The following is a 21428-nucleotide window of genomic DNA, read 5'->3' on the forward strand; positions in this document are numbered from 1 at the left end:
GGCGCTGGTCGACGAGGTCGGCGGCAGGAGCGGCGCGGTACGGGCCGGGGCCCGTGACGCCTGGAAACTGTGGTGTACGGGGATGCCAGCCGGAGCAGCGACAACGTGGTGGGGCGCAGACTCCTGAGAGTCAGGGTTCTCTCCCGCTTCGTTCGTCCGGCCCTGCACCGGCCCAACTCGGCCCGGTGCAGGTGCGCCGACGCCGCTGGCGGTCCGGGTGTCGAGCTGCCGACCCAGCCTGATCAGCGCCCTGATCAGGCTGGGGCTATCCGCGCCTATCCCGACTGGCGGACTCTGTCGTCCCGAACGACCTGGCCGATGAACGACTGCGTACCTTCGCTTGCGCAGTAGCTGAAGCTTTGCAGCCGACGTCACTATGCTCGCAGGCAGGAGCTTGGATTGGCACCTGCGCGAGGCGAACGGAACGTCCGCTCATGCCGCGAGTAGCGCGAGGTCGGATGTACTGATCTTGGCGACTCCCGTGACCGACGCAAGGAAGCCGGCTATATGACCTGTATGCCCGTCTCGGCGCGCCAGGCAAGAACCTACGAAGCGGCGTCCGCGACCACCTCTCAGAGTACGTCGACCGGGTCGAACGTGAGCATGAGCGGATCGTGCTTACCCGCAACGGCCGTGCCGCAGCGGTGTTGATCAGCCCGGAGGACTTGGCCCAACTGGAAGAGACGATCGACGTGCTGCGCGATCCACAGGCCCTAGCCGACATCCGCGAGGCCGACGCCGCGTACACCCGTGGTGATGTCGTCCGGGGCGCCGAGGCGGTGCGCGAGCTGCGCAGGTGAATAAGTACGAACTCGTCGTAACCCCACCCGCGCGGCGCGCGCTCGCGCAGACCCTGCCCGAGCCGGTCGCAGCCGCAGCAATCGAATTTCTGACCAACACCTTGATGCACAACCCGCATCGAGTGGGGAAACCTCTGCGGTTCGAGTTAGTCGGCGTTTGGGCTGCACGACGCGGGACCTACTGCGTACTCTACCGAATCAACGAGAACACCCACGAGGTCGTCGTACTGCGAATAGAACACCGACGAGACGCATACCGCCCTATGTAAGGTAAGTTGCCCGGACTCATCGAGCGCGATTGCGCACTTTTTCTGCCGCGATTCGCTCGTCGTACGGAGTTGGCCAGGACACAAGGGGGAAACAAGGCCTGCCCCCGGGCCATCCTTGGGAAGCCGGAATGCCCGCATGGTGATCCCGGCCGAGGGATCGGTTCCAGGTCGAAGGGCCGCACCAGGGCTTGCTCCTACGCCGCGATGAAGCGCGTGTTTCAGGCGGAGGGCGGAGCCGGGCGGGGACTTCGTCCTGACCCTTGACGGCGTCGGGCGCTTTCGCGTCGGGCTGCAGGCGAACCGGTTGCCAGCGCCCCGAGTTGGGTCACGTTGAAGATCATTTTCTGATCTCGGCGCTGTGACCTGCCGTGTTGCTCGCGACCGTGTCGAAATCTGCGCACTAACCGACACCCTGACCTCGGCACAACGTTCCATCTTGACGACTTCCCTACGCCCAGGAAGAGACACGGGCATCCGATGTGGATGACCAAGCCTACCGGAAGAGCCGCAAGGGCCGCCGACCACGACGTGCCCACCAGGACCCACGCCGGCGGATGCCAGGTATCCGCCCACGCCGACACGCCGCCATCCAGAGCGAAGGTGCTCCTCCAGCCGGGGCGCTCAACGGGCGGCACCGCTGCCACCAGCGGAAACGCCGCACCGATCGTCGTACGCACCACATGACCCCAGTCGGGTCACTCACGGTGACCAGGGAGCTGGAGCCGGCCCGGGTGACACGGGATCTCCATCGCGAGTGGACTCTGGCACACCTCACAAGCCAAGGATGACGTCAGTCTGGCTCCACTCGCCGCGGACATGACGATGGCTGGACGGAGGCAGCACGACGCAGTGCCCGAAATGGGCAGGAGGTGACATCACATTCGTGACCGTGCGTGATTACGCCGGCTCATCCACCGACGGTCAGCCGCCGTCCAGCCGGACACAACGGGCTCAGCGGCGGCAGGCAACGGGTAAGCCGGCAGCCGAGCACGGCGGCGGCATGGTGAATCCCGACCCGGGCCACGATCACCTTCCGATCTCGGCGCGGCGACCTGCCGTGAAGTATCCGTCAAGCCGACGCGCCGCTATCCAGTGCGAAGGTGCTCCTTCAGTCGGGGCGCTCAACGGGTGGCACCGCTGCCACCAGCGGAAACGCCGCACCGATCGTCGTACGCACTAAATGACCCAAGTCAGGCTTGACGGCGTCGGGCGCTTTCGTGTCGGGCTGCAGGCGAACCGGTTGCCAGCGCGGTTGCGCGGTCGTTGCTGTGGGTGAGGTCGACGGTGAGGTCAAGCAGCTCGCCTCCGCATGGGTCCAGCACCGGTTTTGCGGAGGGGCCTGCGCGCTGGTGCCCCGGGTTCGGGTGGTGCTGGTGGGTCGAGCTCGGGTCGGCGGCACCGGGAGGACCCGTGCGGGGTACCGGGGGCCGGTCCTGACGTACGAACTCAAACGCGCTGGTCAGAAGGCCACATGATCAGCTTCGTGTGTTCCTGCCCGTACTTCCGGCGGATGCGTTTGCCCAGCTCAACCCCTGTGTGGGGTGGGGTTTAGCTGGGTTTCTGTGCGCCCGGCAGGATTCGAACCTGCGGCCTTGGGATTAGAAGTCCCCTGCTCTATCCGCTGAGCTACGGGCGCAGTACGTTTCGTCACGATCGTGGCAGGTCGATCATGACGTGGACCTGATCTTCAGGTCCGGCGTGCACATAGTAGTAGCAGGTGATGGCTGTGACGAGTGGCTGCGATCATCGCATCGATGCATGTTGAGCATGGATAGTCTGGGATCAGTCGGTTTGGGGGATCCCGCGGTTTTCCGGGCGCTCGGCGGCGACCGGCTGACCGGGATCCGGACCGGTCGGCTCCGACGTGAAGTAGGCGCGCAGCCAGCGGTCCAGTTCGCTGAACAGTTGATCACGGGCCGGCTTGCCGGACAAAGTGAGATCGTGCAGCCCGCCGTCGATCCGGACCAGGGTGACGTGCCGGCCCAGCCGTGGCGCCCAGCGGACCATGTGCTCGACGTCCAGCACGGCGTCGGCGAGCGTGGCCGCATCGTGCCATCTGCGGCTGCGAAACGACCGGGTCGAGCAAGCCAGCAGGACCGGCACGGTGATCCGCAGCCCATGCCGCAGCCGCCGCTGTGCCTGCCGGATGGCGTTGAGCCAGCCGGCCCGCACCGGAAAGCCGGCGAGCGGCTTCCAGTCCAGGTCGAAGTTCCACTCACCCTGGTATGAGTCGTGCACGCTCTGCCCGTACACCGAGGAAAGCCCGGTCTGGACGACCCGGTACGGCGTGCGGGCATTGAGCCGGCACACGGCCGCCGCGAGCGGCCGGCGCAGCAGCCACGGCAGGTTCAGATCGAAGAACGGGCTGTTCAGGAACAGTCCGTCCAGCGCGACATCCTGGCCGGCCCGCGCGTCCGACCAGATCGCCGCGATCAGACCACCGGTGGAATGGCCGTTGACCAGCAAGGTTTCGTTGCCGTCCCGACGGATGATCCGGGCGGCGGCATCGAGTTCGGGAAAGTATTCGCTGATGTCCCGGCAGAAGTTCGGCGTCTGGTGCGGCAACAGGCTGCGACCGTACTTGCGCAGGTCGAGTGCGTAGAAGTCCCAGCCGTCGTGGATGAAGTGGTCCGCGAGATGGGTCTGGAAGAAGTAGTCGCCGAAGCCATGCAGGTAGAGCACGGCGCGCCCGGCCGGGCGATCCGCGCGGCGCCGGACCAGGGTCGCGACGACCGGCCCTTCGTCGTCCGGGTCCAGCTCGATGACCTGCTGCTCGTACGGCGGGCCGAGAATGTCGGGCTGCACGACCTGACCGTACCCCTGCCGCGTTACCTGCCGGTAGGTCCGATCCTGGGGTCGCACAATCGGTGTGGTACCGCCGCCCTACCCGGGCGGCCGAAGGCGAACAAGCGAAGGAGACCACATGGATGTCGATCGGGTACGCGACTTCCTGCAGGACAACCACCGGGCGGTGATGGTGACCCGGCACCCGGACGGGCGGACCCAGACCAGTCCGGTCCTGGTCGCCGTCGACGACGCGGGCCGCGTCCTGGTCAGCACCCGGGAAACCGCGACCAAGGTACGCAACCTGGCGAACGACCCTCGGGTCACCTTCTGCGTCACCACCGACCGCTTCTTCGGGCAGTGGGTGCAGATCGACGGCGAGGCCGAGGTGGTGCGGCTGCCCGACGCGCTCGACCTGCTGGTCGACTACTACCGCCGGATCTCCGGTGAGCATCCTGACTGGGACGACTACCGGGCGGCGATGCGGCGCGACAAGCGGGTCGCGGTTCGCACCACCATCACCCACGCCGGCCCGGACCGGCACGGCTAGGCCCGCTCGCCGTACGACGTAGTCCACGGTCGAGGAAGTCGATCAGCCACTCGAAACTCTCGTCGGTGTCCGCTTCCCACTGGAACCCGTTGGCGGCCTGGAGCGTGGCGAAGCCGTGCAGGGCGCTGCGCAGTGTCCGTAGCGCGTGGGTCTGCTCGGTCGGGTCGATCCGGTAACCGCGCAGCACCGCGGCCAACGACGCGATGATCCGTGCACCGGCCGCGTCCAGACCCGGCTCGGATGCCGCACCGATCGTGGCGGCGTACCGGCCCGGGTGCCCGACCAGGTACGACCGCCACGCATGGGCGGCCGCGGCCAGGGCGTCACGGCCGGCGTACCCCTGGGTGGCGTCCCGCAGCACGTCGCCGAGCTCGGTCACGGCCAGCGTGGCGACGCCCTGGTGCAACTCGGCGAGGCTGCCCACGTGCCGGTACAGCGACGGGGTCCGCACGCCGAGCCGATCGGCGACCAGGCCCATGGTCAGCTGCCCGAAGCCGTGCTTGTCGGCGACCTCGGCGGCCGCCGCGATCACGGTCGCCCGGTCGAGCCCGGCCCTAGGCACGGGCGGCAGCGGCGAGGAACGGCAGCAGGAGCGCCACCACCTGGTCCGGGAACTGGGTGTGCGGGTAGTGACCGGCGCCGTCGACCAGCGACAGGGTGGCCAGGCCGTCGGGCATGGCGGCCACGATCGCCTCGCCCTCGGCCTGTGGGTCGCCCCAGTCCGGATCGAGGGTGCCCTCGACGATCAGCGTCGGGCAGCGCACCCCGCCCAGATGCGCGCCGGCGTCTGCCGGGCTGGACTGGCCCATCTTCTGCAACACCCGCATCCGGCCGGGCTCGCGCAGCTTGGCCTCGATGCCGGCCAGCTGAGCGGTCCAGTCGGCCGGGCGGGGACCCGGGTAGGCCACGTCGAGGTAGCCGAGCCAGCTCTTGACGCTGCCGAACAGGCCGGCGCCGAGCAGCCGGGACATGCCCTGCCGGAACCGCCGGACCCGCAGGTCGGCGAGCCCGATCGACTGTTTGCGGGTGAACGGTGCCAGCTCGACGACGGCGGTGACCAGCTCGGGCGCGGTGGCCGCGGCGATGGTGGCCGCCCCGCCGGAGATCGAGTGTCCGACCAGGACGGCCGGTCCGCCGAGGCGGCGGATCAGGGCGGTCAGGTCGCTGGCGATGTCGGTGCGGCTGTAGCTCGGGAAGCCGATGTCGGACTCGCCGGCACCGCGCAGGTCGGTCGCCGCCACCCGGTAACCGGCCGCGACGAGCTGTGGGACGACGAATCGGTACGCGGCACGGCTGTCGCCCATGCCGTGCGCGAGCACGACCAGCGGGCCCTCGCCGGTCACCTCGTACGCGAGGCGACCACCGTCGACCGGGAGAAACTCGGACATGGCACCTCCAAGCGGAGCTAACTAGATTAGCTCAAAACTAATCTAGTTAGCTTAGCTGGTCAAGGCCGATGACGACGCGCTGAGGCTGATTGGCGAGGGTCGACCGGCACGCTGACCTTCGGTCCGGCCGCCTGGTCGGCGTTCGTCGAGCTGGCGAAGCACCGCTGAGTCGAGCGTTACGGCAACGGCCTCCGGAGCCCGTGCGGTGACGCCGCCGAAGATGACAGTGATGATGGCGAGTAGGGCTGCCTGGCCGGCGGCGGCGTTGCCGGAGGCACGTCCACCCGTTGCCGATCCGGTTGTCCACAGTCCGAGGTCTGTCCGCGGCGCGGCTTGGTCGTCACTGGCAGCATGGGCGCTGCGGGGCCGAGGCTGGTTGGCGAGTCGACTCGCCAAGATCAGTCCACGAGCCATAGGTTGTCAGGTCGTTGTGGCGTGTCGCTTGCCGGGCCGCCCAGGCTGGGTTTGACGCCCGGGCGTGGACGAGCGGGGACTCACCCAGGTGAGGGCCCGGTCGGAGGACTTCGCGGCCAGGGTTTCGCGGGTTGCCGAGATCGGATCGGCGGGCGACCGGGCTGCGGTATCTGCGCGGGTTGATGCTGAACGGCCGGCGTAAGTCGATGCAGCCGATGGCGCAGCGCCTTGTTCTTACAGACCAGCTTCGGGAGCTCGTCTCGGGCCGTGTACTGCTCCACGTGGGACTATCCGCCCGCCTCGTAGCGGTCCGACCGGCCGGTTGCCTGCTCGCGGTTCCGGCGCGCATAGCGGACGCATAACGCACGCTGGAACCGTCGCCATCGCTGGAACAGGTCCAGCGGTAGCGTTGGAGGAACCAGATGAGTTCATACATTCGGCGTACGGTCGGGCGGGGCGGGATCGTGTTACTCCTCGGGCTCGTCGCTGCCGTGGTGCCGGCGGCCGCGGCCCACGCCGGTGACGGGCCGTGGTCGCAGTCGATGTCCTCACCCTGCAGCTCCGCAATCTCGGGCAAGACCGGTGGCGGCTACGGCTACGCCCGCCTCACCTACGACGCCGACCGGCTGACGACCCGTAGATACCTGATCGAATACGCGAACAGCCGGGCGGACAGCTTCGCGCAATGCGCGCAGAGCGTGGCCGTGAGCCCGTACCAGATCAGCATAACCCTGCAGTTTCAGTTCAACGGCACGTCCCTGAGCTGCACCGGTGGCATCGACGCGTCGTTTCCGCGGAACGCCGGAGTGAGCTACAGCTGCACCGGAAGCGGCTCGACGGTCACGGAAAGCATGTCGACGACCTGTTCCACCTTCTCCTCGTCCTGCCGGATCGACCTGGGGTACTTCGAGGTCCTCGCGCCGGCGGGCGCGTCGTTCGCGAACTACGTTCTGTCGCGAACCAGAGTGACCGTCACGAACTCCAGTGGCAACGCCGTCACGTGGGGAACCGGCTGGATCTAGCACGCACGCGGTACCGTTCGGGAACGGTCGACGCCGTACCGGTGCGGCGATGATGCGCACCGGTACGGCTCGACCTGTTGTGAAGCGGGGGAATCGTGCGTTTCTACCTTCTCGGTCCGATCACAGTGGAACGACGCGGTTACCGACTGCCACTCGTCCGTCCCCGGCAACGGGCGGTGCTCGGGTTCCTGCTGCTGGAGGCCAACCGGCTGGTCACCATGGACGCCCTGGTGGAGGCGGTGTGGGGCGGCGCGATGCCATCGACGGCAAAGACCCAGATCCAGGCGGACGTGTCGGCGCTGCGCAAGGCGATCCGGGCGGTGGACGCGGCCGACGTGATCCGCACCGAGCCGGCCGGGTACCGCATCGTGGTCGATCCGTTGCACCTCGACCTCCAGGACTTCGACCGGCTCGTGCGGCAGGCCTGGGACGCGACTCAGGCTGAGGACAGCGCGGCCGTGGCGGTCAGTCTGGAGTCCGCGCTGGCGCTGTGGCGGGGTCCGGCTCTCGCCAACGCCGCCGGGCACTACGTCGAGGCGGAGCGGGCCCGGCTGGAGGAGCGGCGTCGTGCCGCCAAGGAGGACCTCGCCGAGGCGCGCCTGGCCCTCGGCCGGGCGACCGACGTCATCCCGGACCTCCTGTCCTTGGTGAACGAGGCGCCGCTGCGGGAACGTTCCTGCAGTCTGCTGATGACCGCGCTGTGCCGGGAGGGCCGGCCGGCGGAGGCGCTCGCCGTGGCGCGGAAGCTGCGCCGGGTGCTGGTTGAGGAGCACGGTCTGGACCTCACCCGGCGGATCCGCGACCTGGAGAGACGGATCCTGCGCGCCGAGCCGGCGACCTCGGCCCGGCCTGGGTTCGCCGCCCACGACGGCCGGACCCCCCGACCGCTCCAGCTACCACCCGCCGTCGCCCACTTCGTCGGGCGCGGCGACGTGCTGGAGCTGATGGACCGCGCCGTCGCCGTGAGCGAGCCACCGGCTCCCGTGGTACTCGTCCTGACCGGCGCGGCCGGTGTCGGCAAGACCGCGCTCGCGGTGCGATGGGGGCACCGTTGCGCCGGGCGGTTCCCGGACGGCCAGCTCTACGTGAACCTGCAGGGCTACTCGGCGACCCGGCCGCAGACCCCGCTCGCCGCGCTCGCGATCCTGCTGCGCGGCCTCGGCCTGCCCGCCGACCAGATCCCGCTCGACGTCGACGAGGCGGCCGCAGCCTACCGGTCGCTGCTGGCCGGTCGGAAGATGCTGGTAGTGCTGGACAACTGCCGCGACGGCCCGCAGGTACGCCCGCTGTTGCCGGGGCACCCCGCCTGCGTCACGGTGGTGACGAGCCGGGACAGCCTGATCGGGCTGGTGGCCCGAGACGGGGCGGTGCGGGTCGAGGTCGACGTCCTGCCAGCGACCGATTCGGTGCGGTTGCTCGCCTGCATTCTCGGCTCCGAACGCGTGGACCACAGTCCCGAGCAGGCCATGGTGTTGGCCGAGCTGTGCGGTCGCCTACCGCTCGCGCTACGGATCGTCGCGTCCCGCCTCGCGGCTGACCGCGGCCTGAGTATCACGCATGAGGTCGGGCGGCTCCGTGACGGGACGCTGTGGCCGGGTCTGGCCGTACCCAACGACCGGGACGCCTGCGTGGGCACCGCGATCGACCACACCTACGCCGTGCTCCCGCCCGCCACCCGGCGGTTCTTCCGGCTCCTCAGCCTTGTCCCGAGCCCGGACATCACCGCTGCCGCGGCCGCCGCCGCAGTCCAGGTCAGCGCGGCCGACGCCGGCCGGATGCTCGCCCGGCTGGCCGACGTCCACCTCCTCCGTCCCGCCGGAGCTGACCGGTACTCCTTCCACGACCTGGTCCGGCAGCTCGCACAGGTCAAGGTGGACGCCGAGGACGAGCCGGGGGTGCGGGAGGTGGTCCTGCGCGGACTCGTGTCCAGCTACCTGGCCCGGGTGTCGGCGGCGGCTGTCCGGCGGTACCCCCAGATGCTGCGGATCCCGGCAGCCGACCCCACCGAGGAGCACTTCGTGGACGGTGCGGCTGCGTCCGCATGGCTGAACGCCGAGCGCCACAACCTGGTGGCGACGGTGATCTTCGCCGCCGAGCACGGTCCCCGCGCGTTGGCCTGGCGACTCGCCGACGCGATGCGTGGCTACTTCTTCGCCACGATGCACACCGTGGACTGGCTCCGCGTCGCCAGCGCTGCGCTCTGCGCTGCCGAGCACGACGCCGACCTGACCGGACAGGCGGCGGCCCAGATGAGCCTCGGCGGCCTGCACTGGCGGCAGGGCCGGCACGTCGAGTCGCTGCGGCACCACACCCGCGCGTTGGCCCTCGCCCAGGCAGTCGGCTGGGCGGAGGCCGAGGCCGCGACGCTGGGCAACATCGGCACCGTCCACGCCGAGCTGGGCGAGCTGGACACCGCCAGCGATCACCTCGGGCGCGCACTCGCGGTCAACAGCAGGCTCGGCTGGCGGCCGGGAATCGCAGTGAACCGGGTGAACCTGGGGCTCGTCACCCGCCTGCAGGGTCGGTACCGGCCGGCGGCCGAGCACTACGACCATGCCCGCCGGATCTACCGCGAGCTGGGGTCCGTGAGCGGCGAGGGAATCTGCGCCACCAACCTGGGCGAGATGTTGGTGGCGGTCGGCCGCACGCAGGTGGCGCGGGACGTGCTGGCCGAGGCACTCGCGCTGCACCGGTCGGTGGGGGACCGCGCCAACGAGGCTGAGACGATGCGCTGTCTGGCCGCCCTCGACCGGGACACCGGGCGCCTGGCGGACGCGTTGCGCACCGGCGTCGCCGCGGTCGCCCTGAGTCGGGAGGTGGGGCACTCGCGGTTCGAGGCCGAGGCAACGGCCACCGTCGCGAGCATTCACCACGCGATGGGACGGCACGACGAGGCCCTCGCCCACTGGCTGCCGGCGCTCCACCAGGTCCGCGAGATCGGAGCCACTCCGGTGGAGGTCGAGACCCGGCTCGGGCTCGCCGAGACGTTGCGGGTGCTCGGTTTCCCCGAGGAGGCCGAGGGCCACCTCCGGCACGCGCTGCACTTGGCCGACGAGCGCGGGTACCGGCACCTGGCAGAGCGCGTCCGCGAGGCGATTCGCCGGACGAGCGGGCCACGCCCCGCGAAGTCACTGATGGGCACCGATGCCAGTTCGTGCTGATGACGACCCCGCGATCTCCTCGTCAACGCAGGCGCTGGAACGACCCCGGTACCGGCGGGACCGGTAGCGGCGAAACCACGGCACCGAACCGCCTGCTCATCAATGCTCCCCGACCCGGTCAACGTACCGGACTGGGCATGCGTACATCGGTACGGTGTGCCCGCTCGGGTGCTTACGTGAGACGCATCCAGTTTGCGGTCGCGCCATCGCAGTACAGGAGGCCCGACAGCAATTGGGCGGGGCGGCGTCGTCGCTTGTACGGGCAGACCTCCCCAGTCCGGTGCCTGACCAGGATCGCGCAGACGCGGTGCCGGTCGTCGAGCGGGAGCAAGAGCTGGATTTCCTGGACAGCGATGCCCGCTGTTGCCGTAGCACATTCAGCCGAAGGCAGGCTGGCTGTCCACAGTTCGGGGTCCGTCCACAGGGCAGCCGGATCGTCACTGGTCGTACGGGCGCCACAGGCCGAGGCTGGTCGGCGAGTCGACTCGTCCAGATCAGTCCCCGAGCCCATGTGGAGATGCGATGTTCGATACGTATGTAACGGTTGTTGGCAATGTGTTGACGACCCCGGAGTGGCGCCGGACCACCCAGACCAACACCCTGGTCGCCAACTTCAAGGTGGCCTCCACCTCCCGCCGGCTCGACCGGGAGAACAACCGGTGGGTAGACGGAAACAGCCTGCGGGTGCGGGTGAACTGCTGGCGGAAGCTCGCCGAGGGCGTCGCCTCGTCGATCATGCTCGGCGACCCGGTCGTGGTCGTCGGGCGGCTCTACACCCGCGACTGGGTCGACGGCGACGGCAACAGCCGCCTGCAGTACGAGATGGAGGCCGTCGCCGTCGGACACGACCTGGCACGCGGCCGTGGCCGGTTCATGCGTAACCGGCCGACGCTGGCCACCAGCGAGGTGAACGGCGACGACCCGGAGCGGCGGGTGCAGGGCGAGGCCACCGCCGACGTGCCGCCGGACCAGGCGCCGTCGGCCCGTAACGAGCTGTTCGACGCCGACGACGACCCGACGTTCCTGGAACCGTCGGTGCCCTCGCCGGTCGAGGGTGAGCCGGCCCGCACGAGCAACGGCCGTCCGGCGGTCACCCTGGCGGTGGACGTGCTGGCCGCGCAGACTGCGGCCGAGGGCCTGCCGTCCGAGAGCCTGCCACCCGGCAACGACGGGATGCCAGCGGTCGATGAGGAGCCGCCGGCTCCGCCCGCCGGCTCGGCGGGCGATGAGGATCCGGATGGAGACGGGGACGGGGACGCGGACCGGGACGTCGACCGGGCAGCGGGACAGCCCGTGCCGCCGAGCCGTTCGCGGCGCTCGCGCGGCCGGGTTCCGGTGCCCGCCTGAGCCCGTCGAACTCCCGATGCCGGGCGTGGCGGCATGGTGGCGGAGCGCCGACTCCGCGTTCCCCGCCGCCGCGCCCGGCCCAACCGGCCGGTGACTACGCCGCGTAAGCTGCCCGGGTGGCTATCGGCGCTGGCAGGATCGAGGCGGCTGCTGCGGTCGCCACGGCTGGCGGGATGCTCGCCGGCTATGCACTTGACTCCCTGCTCGGTGACCCGCGTCGCTGGCATCCGGTCGCCGGCTACGGACGCTTCGCCGGCGCGTTGGAACGGCGGATGTACAGCCCGAGCCGGCGCGCGGGGGCGGCGTACACGGCCGTCGCGGTCGGCGTACCGGTGCTGGCCGCAGCGGCGGCCTCGGCGCTGACCCGGCGCCGGCCGATCGCCCGCGCGGTCCTTGCCGCCGGCACCACCTGGGCGGTGCTGGGCGGGCGGACACTGCGGGCCGAGGCGGGCACGATGGCCCGCGCACTGCGCGCCGGTGACGTGCCGGGGGCGCGACGGCGGTTGAGCAATCTCTGCGGGCGCGACCCGGCCGCGCTCGACCCGCCCGAGCTGGCCCGGGCGACGGTCGAATCCGTCGCCGAGAACACCTCGGACGCCGTGGTCGCCCCGCTGTTCTGGGGAGCGGTCGCCGGCCTGCCAGGCCTGGTCGGCTACCGCGCCGCCAACACGCTCGACGCGATGGTCGGCCACCACTCGGCCCGCTACCAGCGGTTCGGGACCGCGTCGGCCCGGCTCGACGACCTGCTCAACGTGGTGCCGTCGCGGCTCACCGGGCTGGCTGCCGTGGCCTGGTCGCCAGCGGTCAAAGGCGACCGGGACCGCGCAAGACGGGTCTGGTTGCGCGACCGCGCCGACCATCCGAGCCCGAACGCCGGCCAGTGCGAAGCCGCGTTCGCCGGGGCGCTCGGTGTCCGGCTCGGCGGGCGCAACGTCTACTTCGGCCGCAGCGAGGTCCGCCCCTTCCTCGGTGACGGCCCTCGCCCGTCGTATCGCCACATCAAACGTGCCGCCACGCTGTCCCGCCTCGTCGGCCAGACCGCCCTCGCCCTCCCCACCGCCCGCGCGATCGTGGACTTGTCGCGGGTATTTGTCCGCTATGTCTCTCGATAAGTCCACGATCGCCGAGGAAGGGGGCAGCGGAGGGCTGCTGGTCGCGGGGACGACCTCCGACGCGGGCAAGAGCGTACTGACCGCCGGCATCTGCCGGTGGCTGAACCGACGCGGCGTGCGGGTCGCCCCGTTCAAGGCGCAGAACATGTCCAACAACTCGGCGGTGGTGGTCGGCCCGGATGGCCGGGGCGGCGAGATCGGCCGGGCCCAGGCGATGCAGGCGGCCGCCTGCGGGCTGGAGCCCGACGTCCGGTTCAACCCCGTACTGCTCAAACCGGGCAGCGACCGGTCCAGCCAGGTCGTGCTGCTCGGCGAGGCCGTCGACACCGTCACCGCGGCCAACTACCGCGCGATGCGCTCCCGCCTCGCCGGCACCGTGCACGCCACCCTCGCCGCGCTGCGCGCCGAATACGACGTGGTGATCTGCGAGGGTGCCGGCAGCCCCACCGAGATCAATCTGCGGGCCGGCGACTTCGTCAACCTCGGTCTGGCCCGGCACGCCGGCCTGCCGGCGATCGTCGTCGGCGACATCGACCGGGGCGGGGTGTTCGCCGCCATGTTCGGCACCGTCGCGCTGCTCAGCGCGGAGGATCAGGCCCACGTCAGCGGATTCGTGATCAACAAGTTCCGGGGCGATCTGGGCCTGCTGCGCCCGGGCATCGACATGCTGGCCACGGTGACCGGACGACCGACGTACGGGGTGTTGCCGTGGCGACCCGACCTGTGGCTGGACGGCGAGGACTCGCTGGCGTACGGGCGTACTCTCGGCCGGCCCGCACCGCCGCGCGGCCGCGACACCCTGCGGGTCGCGGCGATCCGGCTGCCCCGGATCTCCAACGCCACCGATCTGGAGGCGTTCGCCGCCGAGCCCGGCGTGCGGGTCCGGCTCACCGTCGACCCGTCCGAGGTCTCCGCCGCCGACCTGGTCGTCATCCCTGGCACCAAGTCGACAGTGGATGACCTGGCCTGGCTGCGGGAGACCGGCCTCGCCGACGCGGTCAGCGCGCACGCCGCCGCCGGCCGGCCCCTGCTCGGCATCTGCGGGGGCTTCCAGATGCTCGCCCGGGTGGTACACGACGACGTGGAAAGCCGGCGGGGCACCGTACCCGGACTCGGTCTGCTGCCCGTCGAGGTCAGTTTCGCACCGCACAAGACAGTGACCCGTTCGGTCGGGGCCACCGTCGGTGCCGACCCGGTCCCGGTGCGCGGCTACGAGATCCACCACGGGTACGTCAGCAGCGTCGACCCGGCCACGCCGCCGTTGCTGCGCTACGCCGACGGGCGGGGCGAGGGCGCGCGGGTCGGGGCGGTGGCCGGCACCCACTGGCACGGGGCGTTCGAGTCCGACGAGTTCCGCCGTCGCTACCTCGACGAGGTAGCGCGGCAGGCGGGCCGGCGCGGCTTCGTCGTCGCGCCGGACACCAGCTTCGCGACGCTGCGCCAGCGCGGACTGGACCTGCTCGGCGACCTGGTCGAGGAGCACCTCGACACCGTTGCGCTGTGGCGGTTGATCGAGTTCGGGCCGCCGGCCGGGCTGCCGTTCATCCCGCCAGGCGCGCCACGGGCGGGCACGAGCCGGACATGAGCGGGCACGAGCCGGACGTCAGCGAACACGAGCCCGGCATGGGCGGGTGCGATCTCGGCGAGGGCACGGTCGAGACGTTCGCCGGACTCGTCCGGCGGGTGTCCGCCGGTCCGGCCTGCCGCAATCCGACCCGCCTCGGCCCGGTCCGGCTGGTCGTCATCGACGGCCCGAGCAGCGCCGGCAAGTCGACGTTCGCCGATCGGTTGGTCGAGGCCTGGGCGGCAGCCCCAGCCGGATCGACGACCCGGCCGAACGGCAGGATCGCGCTGGTCCGTACCGATGATCTGCTCGACGGCTGGGGTGACCAGTTCACGTTCTGGCCCCGGCTGCAGGAGCAGGTGCTGGCTCCGCTGCGGGCGGGCCGGCCGGCACGGTACCGGCGCTACGACTGGATCGCCGGGCGGTTCAGTGACGGATGGGTCGTCGTCGAACCACCTGACGTACTGCTGGTGGAAGGGGTCAGCGCGGCGCGGGCGGCAGCCCGCGCGCAGGCGGCCCTGTCGATTTTCGTCACCGCGCCGGAGCCGGTACGGCTGGCCCGATCGCTGGCCCGTGACGGCGCCGCGATGCAACCGGTGCTGGACCGTTGGCGCCACGCCGAGCGAGGTTTCTTCGCCGCTGACCGGACGGCGGCCGAGGTCGATCTGCTGGTCGACGGAGCAGCGCTGCGACCGGGCGATCCGCCCAGCTACCGCCGGCTCGACCGAGGCGCCGAACCGGCCGGCGGGGTAGCCGGCGATGGTGCCGGTGCGGCACCATCGGCCGGGTAGCCCACGTCCGTCGAGCCGGGAGGCCGTGACATGACCGCAGACGATGACGGCGCTACTACGCCGGCCAGGCGACGGATCGTCCTCACCGGGATCAGCTCACGGGCCTGGGAGCACCCGGCGGACCGGGGAGCACTGACCGCGTTGCGCGAGCTGCGCGGCTTCGACGACGTGGTCAAGACGTTCGTCGGCATGTGGAACGAGCGAGGGTTCCGGCTGTCGTACCTCGCCTCGTCGATTCGGGTCGACCACCGGCAGTACCCACGGGTGCACCGGCTGTTCGCCGAGGCTGCCGCCACCCTCGACGTACCGGAACTACCGGAGCTGTTCGTCACCCAGTCGCCGGTGCTCGGCGCCCAGGCGATCGGGCTGGACCGGCCGTTCATCGTGGTCAACACGGCCTGTGTGCAGCAGCTCGACGACGACGAACTGCGAACCCTGCTCGGCCACGAACTCGGACACGTCCGCAGCGGACACGCCGTCTACCAGACGATCCTGACCATTCTGACCCGCTGGGCGGCGAACCTGAGCTGGCTGCCGGTCGGCGCGATCGCGTTGCGGGCGATCATCGCCGCGATGCTGGAATGGTGGCGCAAGGCGGAACTGTCCGGCGACCGGGCCGGCCTGCTCGCCGGACAGGATCCGGCCGCGTCGCTGCGTCTGCTGATGAAGCTGGCCGGCGGTGGCGACCTGAGCCAGGTCGACACCGCCGCCTTCCTGGAGCAGGCCGCCGAGTACGAAGGCGGTGGCGACCTGCGGGACAGCCTGCACAAGGTACGGATGACCGCGTGGAACACCCATCCGGTGCCGGTGGCCCGGGCCGCCGCGCTGCGTCAGTGGATCGACTCCGGTGGCTACGGCCAGGTGCTCGCCGGCGAGTATCCGCGCCGCGACGGCGACGCCGCGGCCTCGGTCACCGACGAGATCAAGGCCGCCGCCGACGCCTACCGCGAGGAGTTCAGCCGTAGCCAGGATCCACTGGTCGGCCTGCTGCGCCGGCTCGGCGACGGGGCCGTGGGCATGGGGGAGTGGGCCGCCGGCGCGGCCGGCCGGGCCCGTTCCTGGATGGGCGCGGCCGGTGCGGCCAGGCGTCCACCCGGTGCGGCCAGGCGTCCACCCGGTGGGGACGGGCGAGCGGGCCGGCCACCGACCGGCCCGCCACCGTCGAACCCCTGACCCCAGCCCGCTCGGCGGCGGGAGATCAACGCTGGTACGTCGCTCACCGCAGGTATGCCAGCCGGCGGTCCACCTCGTCCAGGTCGAATCGGTGTGGGTCGAACCGCGTTCCGTCATCGAGTCCGAGCCACTGCCGCCGCTCCGCGTGCTCGGGGTGGGACGGGTCGCCGAGGATCCCGACGAGCTCCGCGTAGCCCCAGACCCCGCCGCAGTCGTCCGGCGGCGCCGCGCACTCGCCGCCCGTACATCTGGGGTAGCCGGCCTGTGGGTCGTGGTCGGTGATCGTCTCGACCCGGACGTCGTGGGTCCAGCCGTCGCCGAAGTCGTACAGGTAGGTGACGGTGTCGCCGACCGTGGCGGCGACCTGTTCCAGGGTCACCTTCCGCTCCGAGCGCTGGCCGGCGCGGTTGTCCGGCGGCCCGAACTCGCCGTACGAGGTGTCGAACTCGTGCAGGTGGTCGCCGTTCCAACCGAACGCCACCTGGATCGCCGCGTGCAGCCGTTCCAGCGGGATGTCGCCGGGCACTTCGAGTTCCCGCCAGATCAGCGGTTCGCTGTCGACCAGCTCGACTCTGACCCGGTAGATCGGCGCCGGGCCATGAGACTTCTTCCGCTTGCCGGGCAGCTTCGGGGGCGGCAGCTGCCGCGCGACACGCCCGCTGCCGGCGCTCGGGTAGGGCAGACCGGTGAGCTCTTCGTCCGGGTCGAGGTCGAACGCGTGCACGCTGTGGTCCGCCAGCGCCGGCCGGTTCGCCGCAGGTAAGACGGACAGCCTGGTCCGCAGCAGGGCGGCGAGCGATGCGAAGTCCGGCCCTTCGGCATCCTCGTCATCATCGCCGGCGCTGTCGTCGATCACGTCCGGTGACGCATCGCCGGCCAACCCGAGTTCGTCCCGGTCGTGGTCGTCACCGTCGAGTTCGGGGTCGTCCAGATCCCATTCCGGATCGTCGAGATCCGGGTCGAGGACGTCCTCGTCGTGTACGGCTCGGGCGTTCAGAGCCTGCTCCACGTGCCAGCGGAAGTCGGCCGGCTCGATCCGTTGCCGGGTCATGCGTAGACCGCCGTCTTCGGCCATGGCCAGGGCCTGCGGCAGTTGGCTGCCGTCGATCAGTGCGATCTGCTGGGCGGCGCCACAGTCGGTGTGATCCACAAAGACCATGACGGCGTGTTCACGGCCGGCGCGTTGGAAGTCTGCTGCCAGGATCGAGGCGAGTTCACCCGGCCCGGTGAGGTACCAGCAGTCACCCACCGTCACCGGTGTGGTGATTTCGGTAGCCCACTTCGGCTGCGGTACGTCGGCGGCGATCCCGGCAGCGGCGGCAGTGGCAGTCGCTGCCATGGCTGGTGGTGCTACCGAGGCGATCGCCAGCAGCAACGCGTGTGCTTCGGCACTGGCGCGTGCCGCCAGTTGCGGGATGAGCCCGTCGACGAGCAACTGCTCACCCTGCGGGTCGTCGGCGCCGATGAGCGAGACGAACATGGCTCCGATGATTTCGGCTTCCAACGGGTCGTCGCTGGCGACCAGATCAGCGGTCGCGGCGAGCATCGCCTCGATCATGTTGCCGGGATCGGGCAGTTCGCCGGTGCAGCCGGGGCAGTCGCACGGTCCGTTCGAGGCTGAAGGATCCATCACGACAGTGTGCCGAAGTCACCCTCGTGGTGCGCGTGCCACCCCTGGCGTGTCGGCGTCGCCCGAGGTTGCCAGACGACGGCGACCGCGACCGGGACGCTGCATACGATCGTCGAATGACCACAGCCATCCCTACCGAAGCCGACCTGCGGGCCGCGATCGCCCGGGAGTTGCCCGGTGTCCGAGCGGATCTGGACCGACTCATCCGGATACCGGGAATCGCCTTCGACGGCTTCGACCACAGTCAGGTGCAGCGCTCCGCCGAAGCGGTCGCCGAACTCGCCCGCGGTTGCGGGCTGGACGTCCAGGTGGTGCGGTCCGGTGGCCAGCCGGCGGTGATCGGCCGGCGTGCCGCCCCGCCCGGTGCCCCGACCGTCCTGCTGTATGCCCATCACGACGTGCAACCGGTCGGCGACCTGTCTCGGTGGCACAGCGACCCGTTCGAACCGGTCGAGCGCGACGGCCGGCTGTACGCCCGGGGCGCCGCCGACGACAAGGCCGGCATCATGGCGCACATCGCGGCGCTGCGGGCGTTCGGCGACGCGCTGCCGGTCGGGGTGGTCCTGTTCGTCGAGGGTGAGGAGGAGTACGGCAGCGACTCCCTGCCCGGACTGCTCACCCGGTACCGCGACGAGTTGGCCGCCGACGTCATCGTGATCGCGGACTCCATCAACTGGGAGGTCGGCGTACCGGCGCTGACGACTTCGCTGCGCGGCCTGATCAACTGTTTCGTGGCGGTCCGTACGCTCGACAAGGCCGTGCACAGCGGGATGTTCGGCGGCCCGGTGCCCGACGCGCTGACCGTGCTCTGCCGGCTGCTGGCCACGCTGCACGACGAGGTGGGTGACGTCGCGGTATCCGGCCTGGTCGGGCGTACCGGGGCCGCCGTCGACCTGCCACCGCGACGGCTGCGTGACGAGGCCGGGATGGTCGACGGTGTGCAGTTTACCGGCACCGGCGCGTTGACCGACCGGCTGTGGACGAAGCCCGCGCTGGCGGTACTCGGCATCGACGCGCCGGCGACCGACGGCGCGCCCAACGCGCTGGTCCCGGCGGCGCGGGCGAAGCTGAGTCTGCGGCTGGCACCCGGCGACGATCCGGCCACGGCGTACGCGGCGCTCACCGCACACCTGCACAAGCATGCCCCGTGGGGAGCTCAGGTCGAGGTGAGCCTGGAAAGCGACGGCGAGCCGTGTGTGATCGACGCGTCCGGTCCGGTCTTCGATGCGGCTCGGACCGCGTTCGCCGCCGCGTGGGACGGCGCGGCCCCGGTGGACATCGGTGTGGGGGGCTCGATTCCGTTCATCGCCACATTTCAGGAGATGTTTCCGTCCGCCGCGATCTTGGTGACCGGGGTCGAGGACCCGTACGCCGGCGCGCACGGGCCCAACGAGAGCCTGCACCTGGGGGAGTTTGCCCGGGCCTGCCTGGCCGAGACGCTGTTGCTGGCGGCGGTGGCCGATCCGGCGATTTGGCTGCGTGATGTCGGTGGGGTGCGCTAGGGTTTCGAACATGAGTACGAATGAAGTGATCGCGCGGCTGGACGCTGCGGTCAGTGCGCTTCGCGACGTCAGCGTCTCCACGTGGCCGGAGGAGTCGCTACGGGCCCAGCTCGGCGAGCTTTCGGTCGCTCTTTGTGCCATCGATTCGGCCCTGGCCCGGGTGGCCGACGAGGTCCGGGCCCGAGGCCTTCGGGTCGAGGAGCCGGTGACCGACAACGGTACGGCCCACCGACCTGCCGAAGCCAACCTGGTGACGGCGTAGCGCGGCGAGCACCGGTGCCGCCGGCCGAGCACCGGGCGCAGCTGTCGCTGTCGAGTTGTCGCAGGTGGCTGCCAGGATGGGGCGGTGCGGTTCATCGACCTGGCGGCCACCTCGGCCGCAGTGGCAGCGACCTCGGCCCGGCGGGTCAAGGTCGAGTTGCTCGCCGACGCGCTGCGGGCGCTCCCTCCCGACGAGCTCGTCGCCGGGACGGCCTATCTCACCGGCGAGCTGCGTCAGCGGCAGACCGGTATCGGCTACGCCAGCCTGCGTGACCCGCCCCCGGCGGCCGCCGTGCCGACGCTGTCGGTCGCGCAGGTGGATGCCCGCATCGCCGAGATCACCGCGGTCGGCGGCGCCGGTGCCCAGGCCCGCCGCCGGCAGTTGCTCGGTGCCCTGTTCGCCGCCGCCACCGCTGACGAGCAACGGCTGCTCGTCGGGCTGTTCACCGGCGAGTTGCGGCAGGGAGCGCAGGCTGGCCTGCTCACCGATGCCCTCGCCCGCGCCGCCGGTGTCACGCGGCCACTGGTACGCCGCGCGCTGCTGCTCACCGGTGACCTGACAACGGTGGCGGTGGCCGCGCTCACCGGTGGCGAGGCGGCGTTGGCCGGTTGCACCCTGACCGTCGGCCGGCCGCTCGCGCCGATGCTGGCGCAGAGCGCGTCCTCGGTCGACGACGCGCTCGCCGCCACCGGTGTTCCGGCGGTCGTGGACACCAAGCTCGATGGCATTCGCATCCAGGTGCATCGCAGCGGTGCCGACGTCGCCGTGTTCACCCGTAGCCTCGACGAGATCACCGCCCGGGCGCCGACCGTGGTGGCCGAGGTTCGGGCGCTGCCGGCGCGCGAGATCGTCCTGGACGGCGAAGCGCTGGCGCTCGACGCCACCGGGCGGCCCCGACCGTTCCAGGAGACCTCCCGCATCGCCGCCACCCGGGGACCGGACCGCGCGTCGGCCGGCGGCGGGGCGGTGCTCAGCCCGTACTTCTTCGATCTGCTGCATCTCGACGGCACGGACCTGCTCGACGAGACCGGCGACACGCGGTGGTCGGCGCTGCGGGCGGCCGTACCGGCCGGGTCGCTGGTCACGCGCACCAGCGTCGCGGGCGCCGAGCAGGCAGCCGCCGCTTTCGCCACCGCGCTCGACGCCGGCCATGAGGGGGTGGTCGTCAAGTCGCCGCGGGCACCGTACGACGCCGGACGGCGCGGCGCGGCGTGGGTCAAGGTCAAGCCTCGACACGTCCTCGACCTGGTGGTGCTCGCCGTCGAGTGGGGCAGCGGCCGGCGCCGGGGCTGGCTGTCCAACCTGCATCTGGGCGCCCGCGACCCGGCCGGTGGCGGTTTCGTCATGCTCGGCAAGACGTTCAAGGGCCTGACCGACGAGACGCTGCGCTGGCAGACCGAGCGGTTCCAGCAACTCGCCGTCGAGCGCGGCGACTGGGTGGTCCGGGTACGCCCGGAGCAGGTGGTGGAGATCGCCTTCGATGGCGTGCAAACCAGTCCGCGCTATCCCGGCGGGCTGGCGCTGCGGTTCGCCCGAGTGCTGCGCTACCGCGACGACAAGACCGCGGCCGAGGCGGACACCATCGACACCGTACGAGCGATCCACGCCGGCCGCCGCACCTGTTAGCCGCCGCTCCGGCCCAACCGCTCCGGCCCAACC

General features: G+C 70.9%; 17 protein-coding genes, 1 tRNA gene and 1 pseudogene. 14 read left to right on the forward strand and 5 right to left on the reverse strand.

All coding sequences use genetic code 11. The features are described from left to right. Positions 1-512 precede the first annotated feature (512 nt). Together ACN27F_RS25875 and ACN27F_RS25880 are read left to right on the forward strand one after the other, a co-directional pair. The gene (locus tag ACN27F_RS25875; RefSeq protein ID WP_421440446.1) at positions 513-800 is read left to right on the forward strand and encodes a type II toxin-antitoxin system Phd/YefM family antitoxin; all 288 of its coding nucleotides are present in this window, start codon (positions 513-515) and stop codon (positions 798-800) included. Beyond that, on the forward strand, positions 797-1069 hold the full coding sequence (locus ACN27F_RS25880) for a type II toxin-antitoxin system RelE family toxin (RefSeq protein WP_421437778.1): 273 nt from the start codon (positions 797-799) through the stop codon (positions 1067-1069). The genes ACN27F_RS25875 and ACN27F_RS25880 overlap by 4 nt, the downstream gene beginning before the upstream one ends. 1563 nt (positions 1070-2632) lie before the next feature. Here ACN27F_RS25880 and ACN27F_RS25885 read toward each other — a convergent pair. Next, a tRNA-Arg gene (locus tag ACN27F_RS25885) sits at positions 2633-2705 on the reverse strand. Between the two features lie 146 nt (positions 2706-2851). Continuing rightward, on the reverse strand, positions 2852-3874 hold the full coding sequence (locus ACN27F_RS25890; RefSeq protein WP_421437779.1) for an alpha/beta hydrolase: 1023 nt from the start codon (positions 3872-3874) through the stop codon (positions 2852-2854). Positions 3875-3992: 118 nt separating this feature from the next. Here ACN27F_RS25890 and ACN27F_RS25895 point away from each other — a divergent pair, with 118 nt between their 5' ends. Next, positions 3993-4403, forward strand: a complete 411-nt coding sequence (locus ACN27F_RS25895; protein WP_421437781.1) for a PPOX class F420-dependent oxidoreductase — start codon at positions 3993-3995, stop codon at positions 4401-4403. On the opposite strand, the gene ACN27F_RS25900 is transcribed toward ACN27F_RS25895, so the two are convergent. Continuing rightward, positions 4372-4965 (reverse strand): TetR/AcrR family transcriptional regulator, encoded by a 594-nt coding sequence (locus ACN27F_RS25900; protein ID WP_421437783.1) that lies wholly within the window; start codon positions 4963-4965, stop codon positions 4372-4374. The genes ACN27F_RS25895 and ACN27F_RS25900 overlap by 32 nt on opposite strands. Next, positions 4958-5791: an alpha/beta fold hydrolase gene (locus ACN27F_RS25905; RefSeq protein WP_421437784.1), complete on the reverse strand. Its 834-nt coding sequence runs from the start codon at positions 5789-5791 to the stop codon at positions 4958-4960. Before ACN27F_RS25905 ends, ACN27F_RS25900 begins: the two co-directional genes overlap by 8 nt. A gap of 478 nt (positions 5792-6269) precedes the next feature. On the opposite strand from ACN27F_RS25905, the pseudogene ACN27F_RS25910 reads away from it, so the two are divergent. The 8 genes and pseudogenes from ACN27F_RS25910 to ACN27F_RS25945 form a co-directional block, all read left to right on the forward strand. After that, positions 6270-6435: pseudogene (locus tag ACN27F_RS25910) on the forward strand (transposase); the annotation flags it as partial. A gap of 261 nt (positions 6436-6696) precedes the next feature. Further along, entirely contained in the window at positions 6697-7227 is a 531-nt protein-coding gene (locus tag ACN27F_RS25915) for a hypothetical protein (RefSeq protein ID WP_421437786.1), read from the forward strand. Positions 7228-7322: 95 nt separating this feature from the next. Next, positions 7323-10388, forward strand: a complete 3066-nt coding sequence (locus tag ACN27F_RS25920; RefSeq protein WP_421437788.1) for a BTAD domain-containing putative transcriptional regulator — start codon at positions 7323-7325, stop codon at positions 10386-10388. A 522-nt stretch (positions 10389-10910) separates the two neighbouring features. Continuing rightward, positions 10911-11735 carry a single-stranded DNA-binding protein gene (locus tag ACN27F_RS25925; RefSeq protein ID WP_421437790.1) on the forward strand — a complete coding sequence of 275 codons (825 nt, stop codon included), beginning with the start codon at positions 10911-10913 and terminating at the stop codon, positions 11733-11735. A gap of 122 nt (positions 11736-11857) precedes the next feature. Continuing rightward, complete coding sequence (locus ACN27F_RS25930; RefSeq protein ID WP_421440449.1) at positions 11858-12847, forward strand: cobalamin biosynthesis protein; 990 nt, start codon at positions 11858-11860, stop codon at positions 12845-12847. Continuing rightward, positions 12834-14432, forward strand: coding sequence for a cobyric acid synthase (locus ACN27F_RS25935; RefSeq protein WP_421437792.1), 1599 nt, complete (start codon positions 12834-12836; stop codon positions 14430-14432). The genes ACN27F_RS25930 and ACN27F_RS25935 overlap by 14 nt, the downstream gene beginning before the upstream one ends. After that, positions 14429-15202 (forward strand): uridine kinase family protein, encoded by a 774-nt coding sequence (locus ACN27F_RS25940; protein WP_421437794.1) that lies wholly within the window; start codon positions 14429-14431, stop codon positions 15200-15202. Before ACN27F_RS25935 ends, ACN27F_RS25940 begins: the two co-directional genes overlap by 4 nt. A 30-nt stretch (positions 15203-15232) precedes the next feature. Next, positions 15233-16375, forward strand: coding sequence for a M48 family metallopeptidase (locus ACN27F_RS25945; protein ID WP_421437796.1), 1143 nt, complete (start codon positions 15233-15235; stop codon positions 16373-16375). Positions 16376-16418: 43 nt separating this feature from the next. On the opposite strand, the gene ACN27F_RS25950 is transcribed toward ACN27F_RS25945, so the two are convergent. Then, a complete protein-coding gene (locus ACN27F_RS25950; protein ID WP_421437797.1) occupies positions 16419-18005 on the reverse strand; it encodes a plasmid pRiA4b ORF-3 family protein in 1587 nt (528 codons plus the stop codon). A gap of 116 nt (positions 18006-18121) precedes the next feature. On the opposite strand from ACN27F_RS25950, the gene ACN27F_RS25955 reads away from it, so the two are divergent. The 3 genes from ACN27F_RS25955 to ACN27F_RS25965 all read left to right on the forward strand — a co-directional run bounded on the left by ACN27F_RS25955 (position 18122) and on the right by ACN27F_RS25965 (position 21395). After that, entirely contained in the window at positions 18122-19507 is a 1386-nt protein-coding gene (locus tag ACN27F_RS25955; RefSeq protein WP_421437798.1) for a dipeptidase, read from the forward strand. Positions 19508-19517: 10 nt separating this feature from the next. Continuing rightward, positions 19518-19769, forward strand: a complete 252-nt coding sequence (locus ACN27F_RS25960; protein ID WP_421437799.1) for a hypothetical protein — start codon at positions 19518-19520, stop codon at positions 19767-19769. Between the two features lie 84 nt (positions 19770-19853). Next, a complete protein-coding gene (locus ACN27F_RS25965) occupies positions 19854-21395 on the forward strand; it encodes an ATP-dependent DNA ligase (protein WP_421437801.1) in 1542 nt (513 codons plus the stop codon). Positions 21396-21428: the final 33 nt, after the last annotated feature.

Source organism: Solwaraspora sp. WMMB335 (genome assembly GCF_049179075.1).
In the GTDB taxonomy this organism is placed as follows: Bacteria; Actinomycetota; Actinomycetes; order Mycobacteriales; family Micromonosporaceae; genus Micromonospora_E.